We start from the raw sequence: 19,260 nt of genomic DNA on the forward strand, positions 1-19,260 counted from the left end.
TCCGGCATGTACGCTACTGCTCGTGGCGTTTAAACACCAGTTCGCCATTCCCTGACGCTTCTTCATCAAAGAAATAGCCTTCGCTGTTAAAAGCGGTCAGTTGTTCTGGCTGCGTTAAGCGATTCTCAATAATGTAGCGACTCATCAGGCCGCGCGCTTTTTTGGCATAGAAGCTGATGACTTTGAACTTGCCGTTCTTCTCATCAAGGAAGACCGGTTTGATAAGCTCTGCGTTGAGCTTTTTCGGCTTCACGGATTTAAAATACTCATCCGAGGCGAGGTTAATCACCACGCTGTCGCCTTGCGCTTCAAGTGCTTCATTAAGTTTATCGGTGATGATATCTCCCCAGAACTGGTAGAGATCTTTACCCTTCGCATTGGCCAGACGAATGCCCATTTCCAGACGGTAAGGCTGCATCAAATCCAGCGGACGCAAAACGCCGTAAAGCCCGGACAACATCCGTAAATGCTGCTGAGCGAAGTCGAAATCCGCCTCGCTGAAGGTTTCAGCCTGCAGCCCGGTATACACGTCGCCTTTAAACGCCAGAATGGCCTGGCGCGCGTTTTCCGGTGTGAAGTCAGGCTGCCAGTCATGGAAACGCGTGGCATTCAGATCCGCCAGCTTGTCGCTAATCCCCATCAGCTTGCCAATCTGCGGGGCAGAGAGCTGGCGCGCCACGTGAATAAGCTGCTGGGAGTGATCCAGCAGTTCGGGCAACGTATGACGTGTCGTTGCCAGCGGACTTTGGTAGTCGAGCGTTTTTGCAGGTGAAATCAGAATCAGCATATCCAGTCCTTGCAGGAAATTTACTGCGACTTTAGCAAAAAAAACGACTGAATTGATCGATGGTTGCGATTGCCGCGCTATTCGCGCGGCGTTTCATCCCAGCTTTCGGGCGCAAGCTGTTGTCTGATATCAGGATAACGGCGCGGATCGAATTGCGGGCGCACCCCGAGTTTACGCTGGCGCAGATAGTCGCTGGCGATGGTATGTACAACTGGAGAAAGCAGCAAAATCGCCGTCAGGTTAGTGATGGCCATACAGGCCATAATGATGTCGGCCAATTGCCAGACCAGCGGGACACTGATTAACGTTCCGCCGACCACGGTGCTAACGGTGGCGATCCGTAATAGCCAGATGACGCGCATGTTGTCCATCTTCAGAAAAACCAGGTTATTTTCCGCGTAGATGTAGTTGGCGACGATAGAGCTAAAGGCAAACAGAATCACAATGAAAGCCACAAATCCGGCTCCCCATTCCCCCGTGAGCGTTACCATCGCTTTCTGAAGCAGTTGGATGCCTTCCATTGGCACATAGCTGGTGCCATTGCCTGCCAACAGAACGATCATCGCGCTGGCGGTACAGAGAATCAGCGTATCAACTAATACTCCGATCATTTGCACAATGCCTTGTGCCGCCGGATGCGGGGGCCAGGACGCTGCCGAGGCGGCGGCATTCGGGGTTGATCCCATTCCGGCCTCATTAGAAAACATACCGCGTTGAAAGCCGCTGGCAATGGCCTGGCTTAGCGTATACCCGGCGGCACCGGCCGCGGCCTCCTGCCAGCCGAAAGCGCTTTTTACAATGGTCATGATAATGCCGGGAAGCTGCCCGAAATGCCAAAGGCAGATGATGATACTGCAACCGACCCACAGCAGAGCCATCATCGGAACGAACCATTGCATCAGGCGGGCAACGCCTTTAATGCCGCCGACGATTGCCAGCAATGACACGATTGCCAGGGTGATTCCGGAGAAGAGGGGAGGGATATCAAACGCAAAGGTTAGCGCACGAGAAACTGAATTTGCCTGAACGCTATTAAAAATCAGCCCGTAGGCAATGAGTAAAAAGATGGCAAAAAGCACGCCCATCCAGCGCATGCCCAGCCCACGCGCCATATACCACGCAGGACCGCCGCGAAACTGTCCCTTGTTGTCGCGTTCTTTGTACAGTTGGGCAAGCGAGCACTCGGCAAATGACGTTGCCATGCCAATAACCGCCGAAACCCACATCCAGAAAACGGCTCCCGCGCCGCCGGCGGCAATCGCCAACGCCACGCCTGCCAGATTGCCGCTACCGATTCGTGCGGCAAGACTGGTGCATAAAGCCTGAAAGGAAGTTAAACCGCCCGGCTGCGGGCTGATGCTATTTTTAAGACTTTTGCCAAACTGGCGAATGTAGCGAAACTGAACGAACCCTGTACGCCAGGTGAACCAACATCCTGCGCCAAGCAGGAGGTAGATCATCACCGATCCCCAGAGTATTTCATTAATAAATGAGAAAAAATCAGGCATTAACATCCCTCTTGTTGATGCCGGTTAGCGCGAGGATTTCCGTGTAAGCGCTACCAATAATCGACCAGTATATACCTTGAAAGGTGATTGATTGCGGGAGTTTATCATAACAATCGTTATATCCTTAATTGCGCATCTCGGGCTTTGAGATGCGTAATCAGGGCTGAGCGGCTGGTCGGACAATCCAGGCGGTTGCGCTGAGAGTGCGTCGTGCTATCATCAGGGAAGATCGGTTACATCCCCCTAACAAGCTGTTTAAAGAGAATCGCTATCATGACGGACAAATTGACCTCCCTTCGTCAGTTCACCACAGTAGTGGCCGACACCGGAGACATCGCGGCAATGAAGCTGTATCAGCCTCAGGATGCCACAACTAACCCTTCTCTCATTCTTAACGCAGCGCAGATCCCGGAATACCGCAAGCTGATTGATGACGCTGTAGCCTGGGCTAAGCAGCAGAGCAACGACCGTGCGCAGCAGGTCGTCGACGCGACCGACAAACTGGCAGTAAATATCGGTCTGGAGATCCTGAAACTGGTCCCAGGTCGTATCTCCACTGAAGTTGACGCTCGTCTGTCCTACGACACCGACGCGTCTATCGCAAAAGCAAAACGCCTGATCAAAATGTACAACGATGCTGGCATCAGCAACGATCGCATTCTGATCAAACTGGCTTCAACCTGGCAGGGCATCCGTGCCGCTGAGCAGTTGGAAAAAGAAGGCATCAACTGTAACCTGACTCTGCTGTTCTCTTTCGCGCAGGCGCGTGCATGTGCAGAAGCTGGCGTATACCTGATTTCTCCGTTCGTTGGCCGTATTCTTGACTGGTACAAAGCCAACACCGACAAAAAAGAGTATGCACCGGCAGAAGATCCGGGTGTGGTTTCCGTAACGGAAATCTACGAGTACTACAAACAACACGGTTACGAAACTGTGGTGATGGGTGCGAGCTTCCGTAACATTGGCGAAATCATTGAGCTGGCAGGCTGCGATCGTCTGACGATTGCACCGGCACTGCTGAAAGAGCTGGCGGAAAGCGAAGGCGCTATCGAACGTAAACTGTCCTTCTCCGGCGAAGTGAAAGCGCGCCCTGCACGCATCACTGAAGCTGAGTTCCTGTGGCAGCACAACCAGGATCCGATGGCTGTAGACAAACTGGCGGACGGTATCCGTAAGTTTGCTGTAGACCAGGGTAAACTGGAAAAAATGATCGGCGATCTGCTGTAATCATTAGCGCGTGGCCCTGATATGGGTCACGCTACCTCTTCTGAAACCTGTCTGTCCTTCCCTTCGCAGTGTATCATTCTGTTTAACGAGACTGTTTAAACGGAATAATCATGAATACTTTACGCATTGGCCTGGTTTCCATTTCTGACCGTGCTTCCAGCGGCGTTTACCAGGATAAAGGTATCCCGGCCCTTGAAGAGTGGCTGGCGTCTGCCCTTACCACCCCTTTTGAGCTGCAAACGCGGTTGATCCCGGATGAACAGGCGATCATCGAACAGACCTTATGCGAGCTGGTGGATGAAATGAGCTGTCATCTGGTGCTGACTACCGGCGGAACGGGTCCGGCCCGTCGCGACGTGACGCCTGATGCCACGCTGGCCGTAGCCGACCGCCAGATGCCGGGCTTTGGCGAGCAGATGCGCCAGATAAGCCTGCATTTTGTGCCAACGGCTATTCTCTCCCGCCAGGTTGGCGTGATTCGCAAGCAGGCGCTGATCCTGAATCTGCCTGGACAGCCGAAGTCGATCAAAGAAACGCTGGAAGGTGTGAAAGATGCCGACGGTAAAGTTATCGTACCGGGTATTTTTGCAAGTGTACCGTATTGTATACAGTTGTTGGATGGGCCGTATGTGGAAACCGCACCGGCTGTTGTAGCATCTTTTCGCCCTAAAAGCGCAATTCGCGATACAAACCCCTGAAAGTAGCGCGATCGTGACATAAGTGCCAATGACAGTGGAGTATTGAATTGTTTACGATATAGTAATTTTTGCTTTACATATATCGACAGACAGATTCAATTACTCCACTGACTCATGGTTTGCTATGTCACAACACACTCGACCGCTGAATCGCCAGGATTATAAAACCCTTACGCTTGCTGCCCTCGGCGGTGCGCTTGAGTTTTATGATTTCATTATCTTCGTCTTCTTTGCCGCTGTTGTTGGCGAACTCTTCTTTCCGGCAGACATTCCTGAATGGCTACGTCAGGTGCAAACCTTCGGCATTTTTGCCGCCGGATATCTGGCGCGTCCGCTGGGTGGCATTATTATGGCGCACTTTGGCGATCTGGTCGGGCGCAAGAAAATGTTTACCCTGAGCATTTTGCTGATGGCGATACCAACGCTGGCGATTGGGCTATTGCCTACTTACGCCTCAATGGGGATCCTCGCGCCGCTGCTGTTACTGCTGATGCGCATTTTGCAAGGCGCTGCCATCGGCGGAGAAGTGCCGGGCGCGTGGGTGTTCGTGGCGGAGCACGTACCGGAGCGCCGCATCGGCATTGCCTGTGGCACGCTAACCGCCGGGCTGACGGTGGGAATTCTGCTGGGGTCGGTAGTTGCGACGCTGGTGAACACCAGCCTGACGCAGCAGGCGGTGCATGACTACGGCTGGCGTATTCCATTCCTGCTGGGGGGCGTATTTGGGTTGGTGGCAATGTACCTGCGCCGCTGGCTGCAGGAGACGCCTATATTCCTCGAAATGCAGCAACGTAAAGCGCTGGCGCAAGAGCTACCGGTGAAGTCGGTGGTGAGCAAACATAAAAAAGCGGTGGTCATTTCCATGCTGCTGACCTGGTTGTTGTCGGCCGGGATTGTGGTGGTGATCCTGATGTCGCCAGTGTGGTTGCAGAAACAGTATGGCTTTGCGCCAGCGTTGACGTTACAAGCCAACAGTGTCGCGACTATTATGCTGTGCGTGGGTTGTCTGCTGGCTGGGTTTATTGTCGACCGGGTCGGCGCCAGCAAAACCTTTATTGTCGGCAGCCTGCTGTTGGCCTGTTCAAGCTGGTTTTTCTATCACCTGACCGGCAGCCATCCTCAGCACTTGTTCCTGTTGTACGGGCTGGTGGGGTTGTGCGTTGGCGTGGTGGGGGCTGTGCCTTATGTCATGGTTCGAGCGTTTCCGGCGGAAGTCCGCTTTACCGGAATATCCTTCTCTTACAACGTGTCGTACGCCATTTTTGGTGGTCTGACGCCAATCGCCGTGACGATGTTAATGAGCGTGTCGCCAATGGCTCCGGCCTGGTATGTGCTGGCGCTATCGCTGGTGGGGTTAGGTCTGGGAATTTGGCTGCGACAGGATATTTATCATCGCGATTCGAACGTGCAGGCAGAGTTACAGCGCTTGTAAGGAATATCCCCCCGTCAGGGGGGATAACGTCAGATTAGTGCGCTTCACCAATCGGCAGGATGGTACGGCCAAACTGTTCGTTCAGCACTTCACCCATCGCCAGGTAAATGGCGCTTGCGCCACACACTAAGCCAACCCAGCCAGCAACGTGAATGATCGCTTCGTTACCTGCAATGTTGCCAACGGCCAGCAGCGCGAACAGCACCGTCAGGCTCAGGAAGACAAACTGCAACGCACGAGCCGCTTTCAGCGTGCCGAAGAACATGAACAGAGTGAAGACGCCCCACAGACCCAGATACACGCCCAGGAACTGACCATTGGTTGCATCCGCCAGGCCCATTTTCGGCATGATCAGGATCGCAACCAGCGTCAGCCAGAACGAACCGTAGGAGGTAAAGGCGGTTAAACCGAAGGTGTTGCCTTTTTTATATTCCAGCAGACCGGCAAAAATTTGCGCGATACCGCCGTAGAAAATGCCCATCGCCAGAATAATAACGTCAAAGGCGAAGAAACCCGCGTTGTGCAGGTTAAGCAGAATGGTGGTCATGCCAAAGCCCATCAGGCCCAGCGGTGCCGGATTAGCCAACTTAGTGTTGCCCATAATTCCTCAAAATCATCATTGATTGAATGGTGAAATAGTTTCCCCGAATAACGATCGCAGTCCTCGGGGCGCGGCATGATAATCAGGGGAGAGGGCACTGTCTATGATCTAACGAAGGGAAAATGAATTATTTTCCCTGTGATGGGCATCACGCTTGCGCGTGGGCGATCATTCTGCGCAGGCAGGCGATTTGAAGTACCGCCGGAATCGTCACGCGATAGGCGCTGCCGCTCACCGCTTTAACTCCGTTTAATGCGGCGCCGACCGGGCCGCCAAGTCCGGCTCCACGCAGTAATCCGTGTCCGATGACGCTGACGGCGGCGTGTGTTCTTAGGATCTTGCTAAGCTGGCTGGAGAGCAGGTGAGATACACCTGTCGCCAGATGGCGGTCCTTCATTAATAGTGGCAAAAGTTCTTCCAGTTCAGAGACTTTTGCATCAACGGCCTGTAAAAAGGTCCGCTTGTGTTCCGCATCCATTTTTTGCCAGGCATTACGTAAAAAGTGTTCCAGCAGATATTGTTCAATTTCGAATGTGGACATCTCTTTGTCGGTTTTCAGCTTCAGACGCTTCGAAACATCCAGCAAAATCGCCCGATACAGTTTTCCATGGCCGCGGAGTTTATTGGCAATGCTGTCGCCGCCATAATGCTGAAGCTCGCCGGCAATCAGCTGCCAGTTGCGGCGATGTTGTTCCGGGTGTCCTTCCATCGATTTAAATAAATCGTTGTGGTTTAGTACGCTCGACAGACGGGCTTTCCCTTTTTCATTATGCGTGAGCAGGCGGGTAATATTGGCGAGTTGCTCCTCACTACAATGCTGAAGAAAGTCGAGGTCGTCGTCATTCAAATACGTGACATTCATGTTTTCTATGGCTTCTGAATAAAAGTGTGCGGAATTAGTCGTCGCCGATGATTTTCAGCGTTGCCATATCAGAGGAGTTCACCGTATGGCCGGAGAAGGTGATTTTTTTGACGCAGCGCTTATTGTCGTTGTCACTATTAATGTTGATCCAGTTGGTCGTTTGCCCTTCTTTGATGGAGGAAGGCACATTCAGACTTTGGCTGGACATGCGGGCAGCCTTGAAATAAACAGATGCGCCACTGAGCTGTAAATCACCATGATCGGCCGTGAGTTGAATGCGTTTCACCACGCGACAAACGGGAAGTTTTAGGGTCAGATCGTTGGTTTCGTTACGGGGCATGGCAATCATACCCAAAACTTTATGATCGTTAGCGTGCGCGGCGCTGCTCAGCAGCAGGCCCATAAACAGGCTGGCGGAAAGGGTTAACGAGGATTTCATGGGATTTCTCTTTGACGGCTGCAAAAGTGTGTGACTTCAGAGCATCTTACCGCCGTCGGAAAAATGATTCATTCTCGTAATCTTTTCTTTTTATTACAATTTTTATGTGAATGGCTTTATTTATTTAATTGCTGGTGTGAATTAATTCTGGTTGGCAACTATTCATTTTTTATCTTTTAGCCTTTTTTCTGTGATTTTATTGCCACAAGGCTAAAAAAAATTTTCATTCCCCCCTTGATGAAGTGGGTTACGACCCCATCTTGTAGACAACCGCAGTGGTGAGTCTGAAAAAAAACGATTCAGGGTAGTTGAAACCGCACGTTTCGCCCTTATTACAGATTCACAACCACATGATGACCGAATTTTTAGTGGAGACGTTTAGATGGGTAAAATTATTGGTATCGACCTGGGTACTACCAACTCTTGTGTAGCGATTATGGATGGCACTACTGCACGTGTGCTGGAGAACGCCGAGGGCGATCGCACCACGCCTTCTATCATTGCTTATACCCAGGATGGTGAAACTCTGGTTGGTCAGCCGGCTAAACGTCAGGCAGTGACAAACCCGCAAAACACCCTGTTTGCGATTAAACGCCTGATTGGCCGCCGCTTCCAGGACGAAGAAGTACAGCGTGATGAAGCCATCATGCCGTACAAAATCATCGGTGCTGACAACGGTGATGCATGGATTGACGTAAAAGGTCAGAAAATGGCACCGCCGCAGATTTCTGCTGAAGTGCTGAAAAAAATGAAGAAAACGGCTGAAGATTACCTGGGTGAACCGGTAACTGAAGCGGTTATCACCGTACCTGCATACTTTAACGATGCTCAGCGTCAGGCAACCAAAGACGCCGGTCGTATCGCAGGTCTGGAAGTCAAACGTATCATCAACGAACCGACCGCAGCCGCGCTGGCTTACGGTCTGGATAAAGAAGTCGGCAACCGTACTATCGCGGTTTATGACCTCGGTGGTGGTACTTTCGATATCTCTATTATCGAAATCGACGAAGTTGACGGCGAAAAAACCTTCGAAGTTCTGGCAACCAACGGTGATACCCACCTGGGCGGTGAAGACTTCGACAGCCGTATGATCAACTACCTGGTTGACGAATTTAAGAAAGATCAGGGTATCGACCTGCGTAACGACCCGCTGGCGATGCAGCGTCTGAAAGAAGCCGCTGAGAAAGCGAAGATCGAACTGTCTTCCGCTCAGCAGACCGACGTGAACCTGCCGTACATCACTGCAGACGCGACCGGTCCGAAACACATGAACATCAAAGTGACCCGTGCGAAACTGGAAAGCCTGGTTGAAGACCTGGTTAACCGTTCTATCGAGCCGCTGAAAGTCGCTCTGCAGGACGCTGGTCTGTCTGTTTCCGACGTTCAGGACGTTATCCTGGTCGGTGGTCAGACTCGTATGCCGATGGTACAGAAGAAAGTTGCTGAATTCTTCGGTAAAGAGCCGCGTAAAGACGTTAACCCGGACGAAGCAGTGGCAATCGGTGCTGCCGTTCAGGGTGGTGTATTGACCGGTGATGTGAAAGACGTGCTGCTGCTGGACGTTACCCCGCTGTCTCTGGGTATCGAAACCATGGGTGGCGTAATGACTCCACTGATCGCGAAAAACACCACTATCCCGACCAAGCACAGCCAGGTGTTCTCTACCGCTGAAGACAACCAGTCTGCGGTAACCATCCACGTGCTGCAGGGTGAACGTAAACGTGCCGCTGATAACAAAGATCTGGGTCAATTTAACCTGGATGGTATCAGCCCGGCTCCGCGCGGTATGCCGCAGATCGAAGTGACTTTTGACATCGATGCCGACGGTATCCTGCACGTTTCCGCGAAAGACAAAAACAGCGGTAAAGAGCAGAAGATCACCATCAAGGCTTCTTCTGGTCTGAACGAAGAAGAAATTCAGAAAATGGTTCGCGAAGCAGAAGCGAACGCAGAATCTGACCGTAAGTTTGAAGAGCTGGTTCAGACCCGTAACCAGGGTGACCATCTGCTGCACAGCACTCGCAAGCAGGTTGAAGAAGCAGGCGACAAACTGCCGGCTGATGACAAAACTGCCATCGAGTCTGCACTGACCGCGCTGGAAACTTCTCTGAAAGGCGAAGACAAAGCAGATATCGAAGCGAAAATGCAGGCGCTGGCACAGGTTTCCCAGAAACTGATGGAAATCGCTCAGCAGCAGCACGCACAGCAGCAGGCTGGCGCAGCAGGCGCTGATGCTTCTGCAAACAACGCGAAAGATGACGACGTTGTCGACGCCGAGTTTGAAGAAGTGAAAGATAAAAAATAATCGCCCTTTGAACGGGTAATTACTGGCACGGGCGAAGAGGTTTCCTCTCCGCCCGTGCACGCATGTTAGGGGCAGATAAAAAGAGATGGCTAAGCAAGACTATTACGAGATTTTAGGCGTTTCCAAATCAGCGGAAGAGCGTGAAATCAAAAAGGCCTACAAGCGCCTGGCCATGAAATATCACCCGGACCGCAACCAGGGTGATAAAGAGGCCGAAGCCAAGTTTAAAGAGATCAAAGAAGCGTACGAGATCCTGACCGATGCGCAAAAACGTGCGGCTTACGATCAGTACGGCCATGCAGCGTTTGAGCAAGGCGGCATGGGCGGCGGCGGCGGTTTTGGCGGCGGGGCTGACTTCAGCGATATCTTTGGTGACGTGTTTGGCGATATCTTTGGCGGCGGTCGTGGTCGTCAGCGCGCCTCACGTGGTGCTGATTTACGTTACAACATGGATCTCACTCTGGAAGAAGCCGTGCGTGGCGTCACCAAAGAGATCCGTATTCCGACGCTGGAAGAGTGTGATGTCTGCCACGGCAGCGGTGCGAAGGCAGGGACTCAGCCGCAGACCTGTCCAACCTGTCACGGTTCCGGTCAGGTACAGATGCGTCAGGGCTTTTTTGCCGTACAGCAGACCTGTCCACACTGTCAGGGTCGCGGTACGTTGATTAAAGATCCGTGCAACAAATGCCACGGTCATGGTCGCGTTGAGAAAAGCAAAACGCTGTCCGTTAAGATCCCGGCAGGGGTTGATACCGGCGACCGTATTCGTTTAGCGGGTGAAGGTGAAGCCGGTGAACATGGCGCGCCAGCGGGTGATTTGTACGTTCAGGTGCAGGTAAAACAGCACCCAATTTTCGAACGTGAAGGCAATAACCTGTACTGCGAAGTACCGATTAACTTTGCGATGGCAGCGCTGGGCGGCGAAATTGAAGTCCCGACGCTGGACGGTCGCGTGAAGTTAAAAATTCCGGGCGAAACGCAAACTGGCAAACTTTTCCGCATGCGTGGAAAGGGCGTCAAGTCTGTACGCGGTGGCGCTCAGGGCGATCTGCTGTGCCGCGTGGTGGTTGAAACCCCAGTGGGCCTGAACGACAAGCAGAAGCAACTGCTCAAAGATCTGCAGGACAGCTTTGGCGGCCCGACCGGCGAGCAAAACAGTCCGCGCTCTAAAAGCTTCTTCGATGGTGTGAAGAAGTTCTTCGACGATCTGACGCGCTAAGCTTCAGCGTTGAACTCCTCTGAACCTGGGCAAATAGCCCAGGTTTTTTTATCCTCAACGTAATGCCTAATACGCTATCGATTTTCATGCCTTAATGCCGTGCATGAGAAATATCATTTCTCTTCTTTGATACGCAGTGCTGACAGATGATGCACTGTGATTTTTCTCATCTTATTAATGCGCATAAACTCCAGCTGTAAACACTATTTCGCTAAAAACTGGAGTGTTAATCATGGCTATTTCAAATCATTTAGCTACGTCTGAAGTTGTGCTGTTGGAACTGGAAGTGTTAATGACGGTAATTGCAATTGGCGCCTGGGGAGGTGTAGTCAGCTTTCTGCTGAGAAAAGAAAATAGAGAAAAACGAAGTATTTTCGATAAAATCAGGTATTGCTTAACACAGATGGTTATTTCGTGTTTTACCAGCTTCCTGTTGAGTGCTCTGGCGATTGAAAAAGAGCTCAGCTTTAATATGGTGTTATTGGCCGCTGGCCTTGGTGGTGTCTTTGCTGGACCCATTCTGAAGGTTCTTGGAGATAAGATAAAACGTATGCTTGATAATGCGAAAGCTTAAATATTCTTTTATTCTTTAAGCAGGCTCCTCCATGAGCCGGGGGATAACATAATTCAGTATGTTATGAGACTCGATTTTTCATCCAGCCATAAATAAATTCTTCATTTTGTTGGTTTTTCTCGGCGAGACTCAGATACCAGGCCCCCTGGCTACAATTTAGCGCTTTCACCAATACCTCCTCACCTTCTTTGCCACGTACGGTCAGGTAATATTGCAGCGTTGCCATGGTGTATGTGCCGATTTTTCCGTCCACGACAATATCCTGATAGCTTCTCTCTTCTCGGTTGAGAACATTTAACCAGCGCTGTAACCATAAAACAGGATGATGTTGTCCAATGTTGACTGCCGCATCACATAGCTCAAATGCAATAGATTCGGATAGGTTTGCAACATCTTTAAACCCTGGTTTAATCCAGTAATCCTCTTCGAGGATAGCGTAGGCTTCGCTGCGAGTTAAATCTCGCATATCATTCAAGAACCCATGTTTACGGGCGGTTGCCTCAGTAATTCCCCAGTTGGTTGCACCACCTTTGTCTTTCGGGTTATCAACATAACCCCCTTCCAGTATCAAAATGTTCTCCAGAGTCTTATTCATGATGCGTTTTCCCCAATTGGCCTACATATATCTGACAAGTGCGAATGAAATTGTGAGCAATAAAGTGATTAGAAATATTGCCTGTAATGTTTTATTTTTTATTGCTGGTGAGGTATAGCTGGTTGGGGTATCATTGAAAGTGATATTAATATCATCATTAATTTTTAATCCTTGGCGTGGCAATGTTGTGAACAATTCGTCCAAACCAATTTGTTTTAAATCACGACGTAACAGATAAAGCAGTTGGGTCAGGCTGGCGTCACTGATAAATTTCCCTTTTTGCCCCCAGACGGCTTCTGTGACCATCTCGCGCGTAATCAGATCTCGCTTTGCATTGCGAAGCAAAAAGCTCAAGCATTGTGCCCGCATATGCGTCATTTTTATTATCGTTTTATCTTGTAATGATGTGATTTCTCGTAATGACTCATTATAAATAATCGTATCGTTGATTTTATACTGTTTCATTAATTTATTGCGCCTCACTAACATAATAAGAAAATACAGGTTATCAGTATTTAATATGCCGCCTGTAAATCCACTCGTTGGTTAATATCAGACTGTAGGCTAGATTAAGTCCTGAGTGTTGAGAAATCATTTATTGTTAATTTAGATAAACAACAATTGTGATAATGTTTTTATCTTTTTTTATTACGGTTGATGTGCGTTTTTTGTACATGCATTTACGCTATGAATCTTGATGGCGAATCTGATACTTATAAAGTAGGTAATTACAATAGTATTGTTTATTTATAACTTGTTATCTGGTAATTTTATTGTAATAAATTATCCCCGAAGGTAATCTGTTGCCGCGATAAAATTTTCATATTGATACAGGGATACGTGAATGGTTGTTGGAAAGAAACATTACCAAAATCTTGATTTCAACCTGATTAAAGTATTTGATGCTGTTATCACGGAGGGAAATGCAACCCGGGCAGCCCAAAAATTGGAGGTGACGCCAGCTGCGGTTTCTCATGCTCTTGTCAGGCTGCACACCATCTATGAAGAAGATCTCTTTATCAGAACCCGAGATGGTCTGGTGCCAACTGTAGCAGGAAAAGATTTGCACCAGGTGTTTCGGCAAGTTATTTCTGCTATCGATGCAACCCTCAATAGCCAACATCACGCCAAAGAAGATAATGAGATCATTATTTTAGGGGGTGATATTATTGAGAGTTACTACTTTTCTGTATTTAATGATTGCGATTTATTCAGTAATTATATTATTAACCACTACTCAGCCAGGAAAAATGAAAAAAACGCGTTAAGTACGATGCTGATAAAGGGACGGATCGATATTTCTTTTGGTCTCACAGCCATTGAACATCATTTGGTAGATGTTCATCTTATTGATTATATTGAAGACTATGTGTGCATATGTGGTAGTCATAATTTACTGTATGAGTTAGATGCACTGTCGCTGCATAATTTCTATGCCAGTAAGCATGCAATGTATCATACGGGTATCTTTACCCCTGCAGCGGCGGACGTGGTTGATTTATATGAGAACACAGTTTTTTGCAAAGGACGCAGGAATGCGGGTTATCATAGTGATTCATTAGTTGGGGTTTTTAATGTTGTGGAACGAAGCGATATGATTGCGCTGGTACCTTTAAATTATGCTTTGTATTTTCGTGATGTCAGAAATTACAAAGTGAAAATTATGCGACCACCCAGTGAGTTTTCATTTAAAAAATTGCCTGTCTATGCCTGCATATCTGTTAAAAGTGAGCGTTATCAAGTAGCAAAAGATTTTATTCTATTACTGCAATCTATTCTTGATAAAAATAAAATGTCATGACATATCCCTATGTCCATTATGAGATGCCTGTTATAGGTTCTAATGATTAACCCAGTGATTAATGAGTGAATATGAATGCCAGAACGGAGGAAATAATTAACACAGTAATAAATAGTATGTTTTTACCCAACCGCTGATGAAGCCATAATTTTTTCACCGGTTTATTGATAATGATGTCAGCATTAACTTTTACACCTTGCCTCGGGATGGTAGAGAAAAAATCATGCAGGCCACATTCTCTGAGATCTCTACGCAATAAATATAGTAGCTGAGTCAGGTTTGCGTCGTTCACAAACTGGCAGCGTTCTCCCCATAGAGCCTGCGCAAGCTGTTTCTTGTGAATAACTTCCTCGTGTGAATTTTGGATCATATATCTTAGACATCTTACCCTCATACTTGTCATTATTAATCTATCTGAGCTTTTCAGATTTTTGATTTCATGAGTTTTATCATCATAAGTACATTGATTGTTGATTGTATATATGGTCATGATTCTATTTACCATTGGTTTCCTGTGGGTTCTGCATCGTAGGCGGAGATTTTGTATTCTTCAATAGATGAGAATTGTCTGCACTATGAATTATTTTAATATAGAGCGTTTAATCACGGTTTATGGCGGGAGTTGAGCGTAGCTAATATTCTGTTTTTAGTGGAAGTTGTAATAAAAAGCAATTGCTGTGCTTTTAGTTGTCGTTATTGATTGTGCCAACTTGCCTATACTCTCTATGGCAAATGACCGATATTAAATATTTTTAATAAATAGTCGATATCAAGAATAGGTTGATGTTCTGTTGAAACGACGCAGAGCTTCACAAACTCATGGCCAAGGCCAGGTGAGATTTGAAGCATGATCTCGCGCATTGTCCTGCCAGGCACGTTGCCTGAGCAATGAAGATATCATCGTAAAAACCGATCTATTCATCATGAATAATCTAATTTTAACGAGCTTTTTGAGGGTGTAAGATAGTATTTACGAAGTATTCACCCAATAGAGAGAATAAAAGTGAAACATCTGCATCGTTTTTTTAGTAGTGACGCCTCGGGGGGCATCATTCTGATCATCGCTGCCGTGGTCGCTATGCTGATGGCAAATATCGGGGTGACCAGCGGATGGTACCACGCCTTTCTGGAAACGCCCGTTCAACTAAGGGTTGGCGCGCTTGAGATCAACAAAAATATGCTGCTGTGGATCAACGACGCGTTGATGGCAGTGTTTTTCCTGTTGATTGGTCTGGAAGTGAAGCGCGAGTTGATGCAAGGTTCACTGGCCAGCCTGCGTCAGGCGGCGTTTCCGATCATTGCCGCGATCGGGGGCATGATTGTCCCGGCGCTGCTGTATCTGGCATTCAACTATGCCGACCCTATCACCCGTGAGGGGTGGGCTATCCCGGCGGCAACGGATATCGCTTTTGCATTAGGCGTGCTGGCGCTGTTGGGCAGTCGTGTTCCAGTGGCGTTGAAAATTTTCCTGATGGCGCTGGCGATTATCGATGACCTCGGCGCTATCGTCATCATCGCGCTGTTCTATACCAGCGATCTCTCGCTGCTGTCGCTGGGCGTTGCCGCGTGCGCGATCCTCGTTCTGGCGGCATTGAATCTGTGCGGTGTAAGACGCACTGGTATTTATATTCTGGTTGGCGTAGTGCTGTGGACGGCCGTACTGAAGTCAGGCGTGCATGCGACGCTGGCGGGCGTGATCGTCGGCTTCTTCATTCCGTTGAAGGAAAAACACGGGCGTTCACCGGCGAAGCGACTGGAGCATGTTCTGCACCCGTGGGTGGCATACCTGATCCTGCCGCTGTTTGCCTTCGCTAACGCGGGCGTTTCACTGCAGGGCGTTACTGTTGATGGACTGACCTCGGTGTTACCGCTGGGGATCATTGCCGGCCTGTTGATCGGCAAACCGCTGGGTATCAGCCTGTTTTGCTGGCTGGCGTTACGCCTTAAGGTGGCGCAATTGCCGGAGGGAACGAACTTCCAGCAAATTATGGCGGTCGGCATTCTGTGCGGCATTGGCTTTACGATGTCAATTTTCATCGCCAGCCTGGCGTTTGGGAACGTCGATCCTGAGCTGATTAACTGGGCGAAACTGGGGATCCTGATCGGTTCCTTGCTGTCGGCGGTAATAGGTTTCTGCTGGTTACGCACCCGGTTGAACGCGTCAGCCTGACGGGATAACCCTTTTGTGACAATTTTCAGGGAGTGAGTATGTCTCATATAAACTACAACCACCTGTACTACTTTTGGCATGTCTATAAAGAAGGTTCGGTGGTTGGCGCTGCAGAAGCACTTTATCTGACGCCGCAAACCATTACCGGACAGATTAAAGCGCTTGAGGAACGTTTGCAGGGAAAGCTGTTCAAGCGCAAGGGGCGTGGGCTGGAGCCAAGCGAGTTAGGCGAATTAGTTTTTCGGTATGCGGATAAGATGTTCACGTTAAGCCAGGAAATGCTGGATATCGTGAACTACCGCAAAGAGTCGAATTTACTGTTCGATGTCGGTGTGGCAGATGCGTTGTCCAAACAGCTGGTCAGCAGCGTGCTGGATGCCGCAGTTGTTGAAGATGAACAAATCCATTTGCGCTGTTTTGAATCAACGCACGAGATGCTGCTTGATCAGCTCAGCCAACATAAGCTGGATATGATCATCTCCGACTGCCCGATCGATTCAACGCAGCAGGAAGGGTTATTCTCTGTGCGGATTGGCGAATGCAGCGTGAGTTTTTGGTGCACCCAGCCGCTGCCTGAGAAACCATTCCCGGCTTGTCTGGAAGAGCGTCGATTGTTAATCCCCGGGCGTCGTTCGATGCTCGGGCGTAAGCTGCTGAACTGGATTAACTCACAAGGACTGAACGTTGAAATCCTCGGCGAGTTTGACGACGCCGCGCTGATGAAAGCGTTTGGCGCAACGCACAACGCTATATTTGTTGCGCCTACGCTCTATTCGCACAATTTCTATGCCGATGATTCTATTGTTGAAATTGGACGCGTAGAGAATGTGATGGAGGAGTATCACGCCATATTTGCGGAAAGAATGATCCAGCATCCGGCGGTGCAGCGTATTTGCAATGCGGACTACTCGGCATTATTTAAGCTGCAGTAAGCCAGAACGTCATAATGATTCCGGCTGCGGTGGTTGCCCGCAGCCGGAATCATTCTACAGCCTTAACAAACCCCGGTACTGACCATCTTCGCGGACAAATACCGGTATTCTGTTCAGTGGTGCGGCATAGCGCAGCGTTTGCCCTCCAGAATAACTCTCGCCGGTCGCAAGATCCGTCCATGTTTCCCCTTCTGGTAGCCAAACGTCACGCTCGCGCATACCTTCATGCATGACCGGCGCAATCAGCAGGTCGGGGCCAAAACAGTATTGATCGGTAATCTCCCAACTTGTTGTCTGTTCTGGGAATTCAAAAAACAGGGTGCGCATTACCGGCGCATTGCGTTCGTGCGTTTCCGCCATTACCGCTTTGATGTACGGCTTTAACTTTTCACGCAACGTCAGACAGCCGGTCAACACTTCGCACACCTCTTCACCATAGCTCCACACTTCGTTCGCCGCACCGGTCGGACACTGGGCAATACCATCACGGTAAGGATGTTCTGGTAAAATCTGCGGATCGCGGTTGCCGTGCAGGCGCATCACCGGGCTAAAGACGCCCCACTGGAACCAGCGAATCAGCAACTCATGGAATTTGGGGTCGTGAATATTACCGCCATGAAAACCACCGATATCCGTTGTCCACCACGGTATTCCCGCGATCCCCATATTGAGTCCGGCGGCAAACTGATTGCGTAGCGATTGAAACGAAGAGTGAATATCACCGGACCAGACCAGCGCGCCATATTTCTGGCTGCCGGCCCAGGCGCAGCGCAGCAGGTTGATAACCTGGTCTTCGCCATCGGCTTTCATACCATCAAAAAAAGTTTTGGCGTACATTCGTGGGTAGATATTACCCACTTCCAGTACCGGCCCGGCGTGATAGCGATAGTTGTCGTAATCGTAAACGCTGAATTCAGGTTCGGCTTCATCTAGCCAGAAGAGCGTTACGCCTTTATCGTAATAGTTGCGCTTAGCTTTACCCCAGACGTAATCGCGCGCACCAGGATGGGTGGCGTCAAAAAACGTCGTGTTGCCGAGGAAATCCATATTGATCGGCAATCCGCGTTCCGTTTGCACCAGCCAGCCGTTTTCGCGCATCTCCCGATAGCTCTCGGTGCGATTATCCACCGTCGGCCAGACGGAGACCATCAGCTCAATACCCAGTGATTTTAGTTCGGCGATCATGGCGTCGGGATCGGGCCAGTCGCGCGGGTCAAACATCCAGTCACCCTGGTTAGGCCAGTGGAAGAAATCAATAACGATAACCGAGATGGGCAGGTTGCGTTGTTTATATTCGCGGGCGACCGCCAGCAGCTCTTCCTGGGTTCGATAGCGGAGTTTACACTGCCAGAAACCCATGGCGTAATCCGGCATCATCGGCGGTGTGCCGGTAGCAAGCGCGTAAGCCTGGCTGATTTCCGCGGGGGTATCGCCAGCGGTGATCCAGTAGTCCAGTTGTTCGCTGACCTGAGCTTCCCATTCGGTTACGTTGTGAGCGAACGTTACGCGACCCACTGCCGGGTTGTTCCATAAAAATCCGTAGCCCAGGCTTGAGAGCATAAACGGTACAGAGGCCTGGGAGTTACGCTGTGCCAGTTCCAGAACGCATCCTTTGAGATCCAGATTGGCCTGCTGATACTGGCCCATGCCATAGATTTTTTCCCCTTCGGCGGCTTCGAAGCGGGCTTTAATCGAATATTTTCCTCCCGGAATAGGGCGGAACTCGCGCCCCTCCAGGTTTAGCGCGCTGACGTACTGCCCGTGTGAAGACTCGTCCTCGCCGATTTCACCCCGCAGACGCCAGAACTCCTGTAACAGAGGCTTATGCGGATGGCGGTAAAAGGAGACCTGCCCTTTTTGATTGACGATAGCGGTGATTTTACCGTTGGTCAGCGTAGCCTGGTGGTGCTCATAAACTATGTGGCAGAGGCTTTCTGCGACGGGCTCATTCAATGCCCAGTCTTCATTTCTCATTACCGCGAGATGCCGACCGCTGCGTACGCGCAGGCTGTTCTCGCCCCAGGGTTCAATCCACAAATAGCGATCGTTTTGCTGCCAGACCAGACGACGCGGATCATGTTGCACAAATGGCATGGTGGTGCCTCCCGTA

General features: G+C 49.8%; 18 protein-coding genes. 9 read left to right on the forward strand and 9 right to left on the reverse strand.

Annotated features, from left to right (window positions below; genetic code table 11):
* Nucleotides 1-13 precede the first annotated feature (13 nt).
* Nucleotides 14-787 (reverse strand): peroxide stress protein YaaA, encoded by a 774-nt coding sequence (gene yaaA / locus OGV94_RS20430; protein WP_043018357.1) that lies wholly within the window; start codon nt 785-787, stop codon nt 14-16.
* Between the two features lie 77 nt (nt 788-864).
* Nucleotides 865-2,295 (reverse strand): alanine/glycine:cation symporter family protein, encoded by a 1,431-nt coding sequence (locus OGV94_RS20435; RefSeq protein ID WP_080625746.1) that lies wholly within the window; start codon nt 2,293-2,295, stop codon nt 865-867.
* A gap of 273 nt (nt 2,296-2,568) precedes the next feature.
* On the opposite strand from OGV94_RS20435, the gene tal reads away from it, so the two are divergent.
* From tal to OGV94_RS20450, 3 genes are all read left to right on the forward strand, one after another.
* A complete protein-coding gene (gene tal, locus OGV94_RS20440; RefSeq protein ID WP_016151631.1) occupies nt 2,569-3,522 on the forward strand; it encodes a transaldolase in 954 nt (317 codons plus the stop codon).
* 110 nt (nt 3,523-3,632) lie between these two features.
* Nucleotides 3,633-4,220, forward strand: a complete 588-nt coding sequence (gene mog / locus OGV94_RS20445) for a molybdopterin adenylyltransferase (protein WP_043018359.1) — start codon at nt 3,633-3,635, stop codon at nt 4,218-4,220.
* Nucleotides 4,221-4,344: 124 nt separating this feature from the next.
* Nucleotides 4,345-5,652, forward strand: a complete 1,308-nt coding sequence (locus OGV94_RS20450) for an MFS transporter (protein WP_043018360.1) — start codon at nt 4,345-4,347, stop codon at nt 5,650-5,652.
* A gap of 34 nt (nt 5,653-5,686) precedes the next feature.
* Here the strand turns inward: OGV94_RS20450 and satP are convergent, their stop codons facing one another.
* The 3 genes from satP to OGV94_RS20465 form a co-directional block, all read right to left on the reverse strand.
* Complete coding sequence (gene satP, locus OGV94_RS20455) at nt 5,687-6,253, reverse strand: acetate uptake transporter (protein ID WP_006686623.1); 567 nt, start codon at nt 6,251-6,253, stop codon at nt 5,687-5,689.
* A gap of 148 nt (nt 6,254-6,401) precedes the next feature.
* Nucleotides 6,402-7,115 carry an acidic protein MsyB gene (gene msyB / locus OGV94_RS20460; protein WP_043018361.1) on the reverse strand — a complete coding sequence of 238 codons (714 nt, stop codon included), beginning with the start codon at nt 7,113-7,115 and terminating at the stop codon, nt 6,402-6,404.
* Nucleotides 7,116-7,149: 34 nt separating this feature from the next.
* Entirely contained in the window at nt 7,150-7,554 is a 405-nt protein-coding gene (locus OGV94_RS20465; RefSeq protein ID WP_043018362.1) for a DUF2541 family protein, read from the reverse strand.
* Between the two features lie 382 nt (nt 7,555-7,936).
* Here OGV94_RS20465 and dnaK point away from each other — a divergent pair, with 382 nt between their 5' ends.
* The 3 genes from dnaK (at nt 7,937) to OGV94_RS20480 (ending at nt 11,652) form a co-directional block, all read left to right on the forward strand.
* Nucleotides 7,937-9,859 (forward strand): molecular chaperone DnaK, encoded by a 1,923-nt coding sequence (gene dnaK, locus OGV94_RS20470; RefSeq protein WP_003829739.1) that lies wholly within the window; start codon nt 7,937-7,939, stop codon nt 9,857-9,859.
* Nucleotides 9,860-9,944: 85 nt separating this feature from the next.
* Entirely contained in the window at nt 9,945-11,078 is a 1,134-nt protein-coding gene (gene dnaJ / locus OGV94_RS20475) for a molecular chaperone DnaJ (protein WP_008786151.1), read from the forward strand.
* 232 nt (nt 11,079-11,310) lie between these two features.
* Complete coding sequence (locus OGV94_RS20480) at nt 11,311-11,652, forward strand: phage holin family protein (protein WP_080625745.1); 342 nt, start codon at nt 11,311-11,313, stop codon at nt 11,650-11,652.
* Between the two features lie 61 nt (nt 11,653-11,713).
* Here OGV94_RS20480 and OGV94_RS20485 read toward each other — a convergent pair whose 3' ends face one another.
* Nucleotides 11,714-12,247, reverse strand: coding sequence for a glycoside hydrolase family 108 protein (locus OGV94_RS20485; RefSeq protein WP_286524259.1), 534 nt, complete (start codon nt 12,245-12,247; stop codon nt 11,714-11,716).
* Nucleotides 12,248-12,268: 21 nt separating this feature from the next.
* Nucleotides 12,269-12,712, reverse strand: a complete 444-nt coding sequence (locus tag OGV94_RS20490; protein ID WP_043018365.1) for a winged helix-turn-helix domain-containing protein — start codon at nt 12,710-12,712, stop codon at nt 12,269-12,271.
* A gap of 379 nt (nt 12,713-13,091) precedes the next feature.
* On the opposite strand from OGV94_RS20490, the gene OGV94_RS20495 reads away from it, so the two are divergent.
* A complete protein-coding gene (locus tag OGV94_RS20495; protein WP_286524261.1) occupies nt 13,092-14,048 on the forward strand; it encodes a LysR family transcriptional regulator in 957 nt (318 codons plus the stop codon).
* 58 nt (nt 14,049-14,106) lie between these two features.
* On the opposite strand, the gene OGV94_RS20500 is transcribed toward OGV94_RS20495, so the two are convergent.
* On the reverse strand, nt 14,107-14,553 hold the full coding sequence (locus OGV94_RS20500) for a winged helix-turn-helix domain-containing protein (RefSeq protein WP_353622574.1): 447 nt from the start codon (nt 14,551-14,553) through the stop codon (nt 14,107-14,109).
* A gap of 498 nt (nt 14,554-15,051) precedes the next feature.
* Between OGV94_RS20500 and nhaA the strand changes: the two genes are divergently transcribed.
* Nucleotides 15,052-16,218, forward strand: a complete 1,167-nt coding sequence (gene nhaA / locus OGV94_RS20505; RefSeq protein ID WP_286524265.1) for a Na+/H+ antiporter NhaA — start codon at nt 15,052-15,054, stop codon at nt 16,216-16,218.
* 38 nt (nt 16,219-16,256) lie between these two features.
* Entirely contained in the window at nt 16,257-17,150 is an 894-nt protein-coding gene (gene nhaR, locus OGV94_RS20510) for a transcriptional activator NhaR (RefSeq protein WP_043018367.1), read from the forward strand.
* A 54-nt stretch (nt 17,151-17,204) separates the two neighbouring features.
* On the opposite strand, the gene OGV94_RS20515 is transcribed toward nhaR, so the two are convergent.
* Nucleotides 17,205-19,244, reverse strand: coding sequence for a glycoside hydrolase family 31 protein (locus tag OGV94_RS20515; protein WP_286524268.1), 2,040 nt, complete (start codon nt 19,242-19,244; stop codon nt 17,205-17,207).
* Nucleotides 19,245-19,260 lie beyond the last annotated feature (16 nt).

Origin of the sequence: Citrobacter sp. Ce006 (assembly GCF_030336535.1) — a bacterium.
Taxonomy (GTDB): domain Bacteria; phylum Pseudomonadota; class Gammaproteobacteria; order Enterobacterales; family Enterobacteriaceae; genus Citrobacter; species Citrobacter europaeus.

Excerpts from the sequence above, each read along its gene's own strand:
- OGV94_RS20435 (WP_080625746.1), bottom strand. The coding sequence starts at position 2,295 with ATGCCTGATTTTTTCTCATTTATTAATGAAATACTCTGGGGATCGGTG.
- OGV94_RS20495 (WP_286524261.1), top strand. The coding sequence starts at position 13,092 with ATGGTTGTTGGAAAGAAACATTACCAAAATCTTGATTTCAACCTGATT.
- mog (WP_043018359.1), top strand. The coding sequence starts at position 3,633 with ATGAATACTTTACGCATTGGCCTGGTTTCCATTTCTGACCGTGCTTCC.
- satP (WP_006686623.1), bottom strand. The coding sequence starts at position 6,253 with ATGGGCAACACTAAGTTGGCTAATCCGGCACCGCTGGGCCTGATGGGC.
- OGV94_RS20480 (WP_080625745.1), top strand. The coding sequence starts at position 11,311 with ATGGCTATTTCAAATCATTTAGCTACGTCTGAAGTTGTGCTGTTGGAA.
- OGV94_RS20465 (WP_043018362.1), bottom strand. The coding sequence starts at position 7,554 with ATGAAATCCTCGTTAACCCTTTCCGCCAGCCTGTTTATGGGCCTGCTG.
- dnaK (WP_003829739.1), top strand. The coding sequence starts at position 7,937 with ATGGGTAAAATTATTGGTATCGACCTGGGTACTACCAACTCTTGTGTA.
- OGV94_RS20450 (WP_043018360.1), top strand. The coding sequence starts at position 4,345 with ATGTCACAACACACTCGACCGCTGAATCGCCAGGATTATAAAACCCTT.
- yaaA (WP_043018357.1), bottom strand. The coding sequence starts at position 787 with ATGCTGATTCTGATTTCACCTGCAAAAACGCTCGACTACCAAAGTCCG.
- OGV94_RS20500 (WP_353622574.1), bottom strand. The coding sequence starts at position 14,553 with ATGGTAAATAGAATCATGACCATATATACAATCAACAATCAATGTACT.
- OGV94_RS20515 (WP_286524268.1), bottom strand. The coding sequence starts at position 19,244 with ATGCCATTTGTGCAACATGATCCGCGTCGTCTGGTCTGGCAGCAAAAC.
- nhaR (WP_043018367.1), top strand. The coding sequence starts at position 16,257 with ATGTCTCATATAAACTACAACCACCTGTACTACTTTTGGCATGTCTAT.
- tal (WP_016151631.1), top strand. The coding sequence starts at position 2,569 with ATGACGGACAAATTGACCTCCCTTCGTCAGTTCACCACAGTAGTGGCC.
- OGV94_RS20490 (WP_043018365.1), bottom strand. The coding sequence starts at position 12,712 with ATGAAACAGTATAAAATCAACGATACGATTATTTATAATGAGTCATTA.
- msyB (WP_043018361.1), bottom strand. The coding sequence starts at position 7,115 with ATGAATGTCACGTATTTGAATGACGACGACCTCGACTTTCTTCAGCAT.
- OGV94_RS20485 (WP_286524259.1), bottom strand. The coding sequence starts at position 12,247 with ATGAATAAGACTCTGGAGAACATTTTGATACTGGAAGGGGGTTATGTT.
- dnaJ (WP_008786151.1), top strand. The coding sequence starts at position 9,945 with ATGGCTAAGCAAGACTATTACGAGATTTTAGGCGTTTCCAAATCAGCG.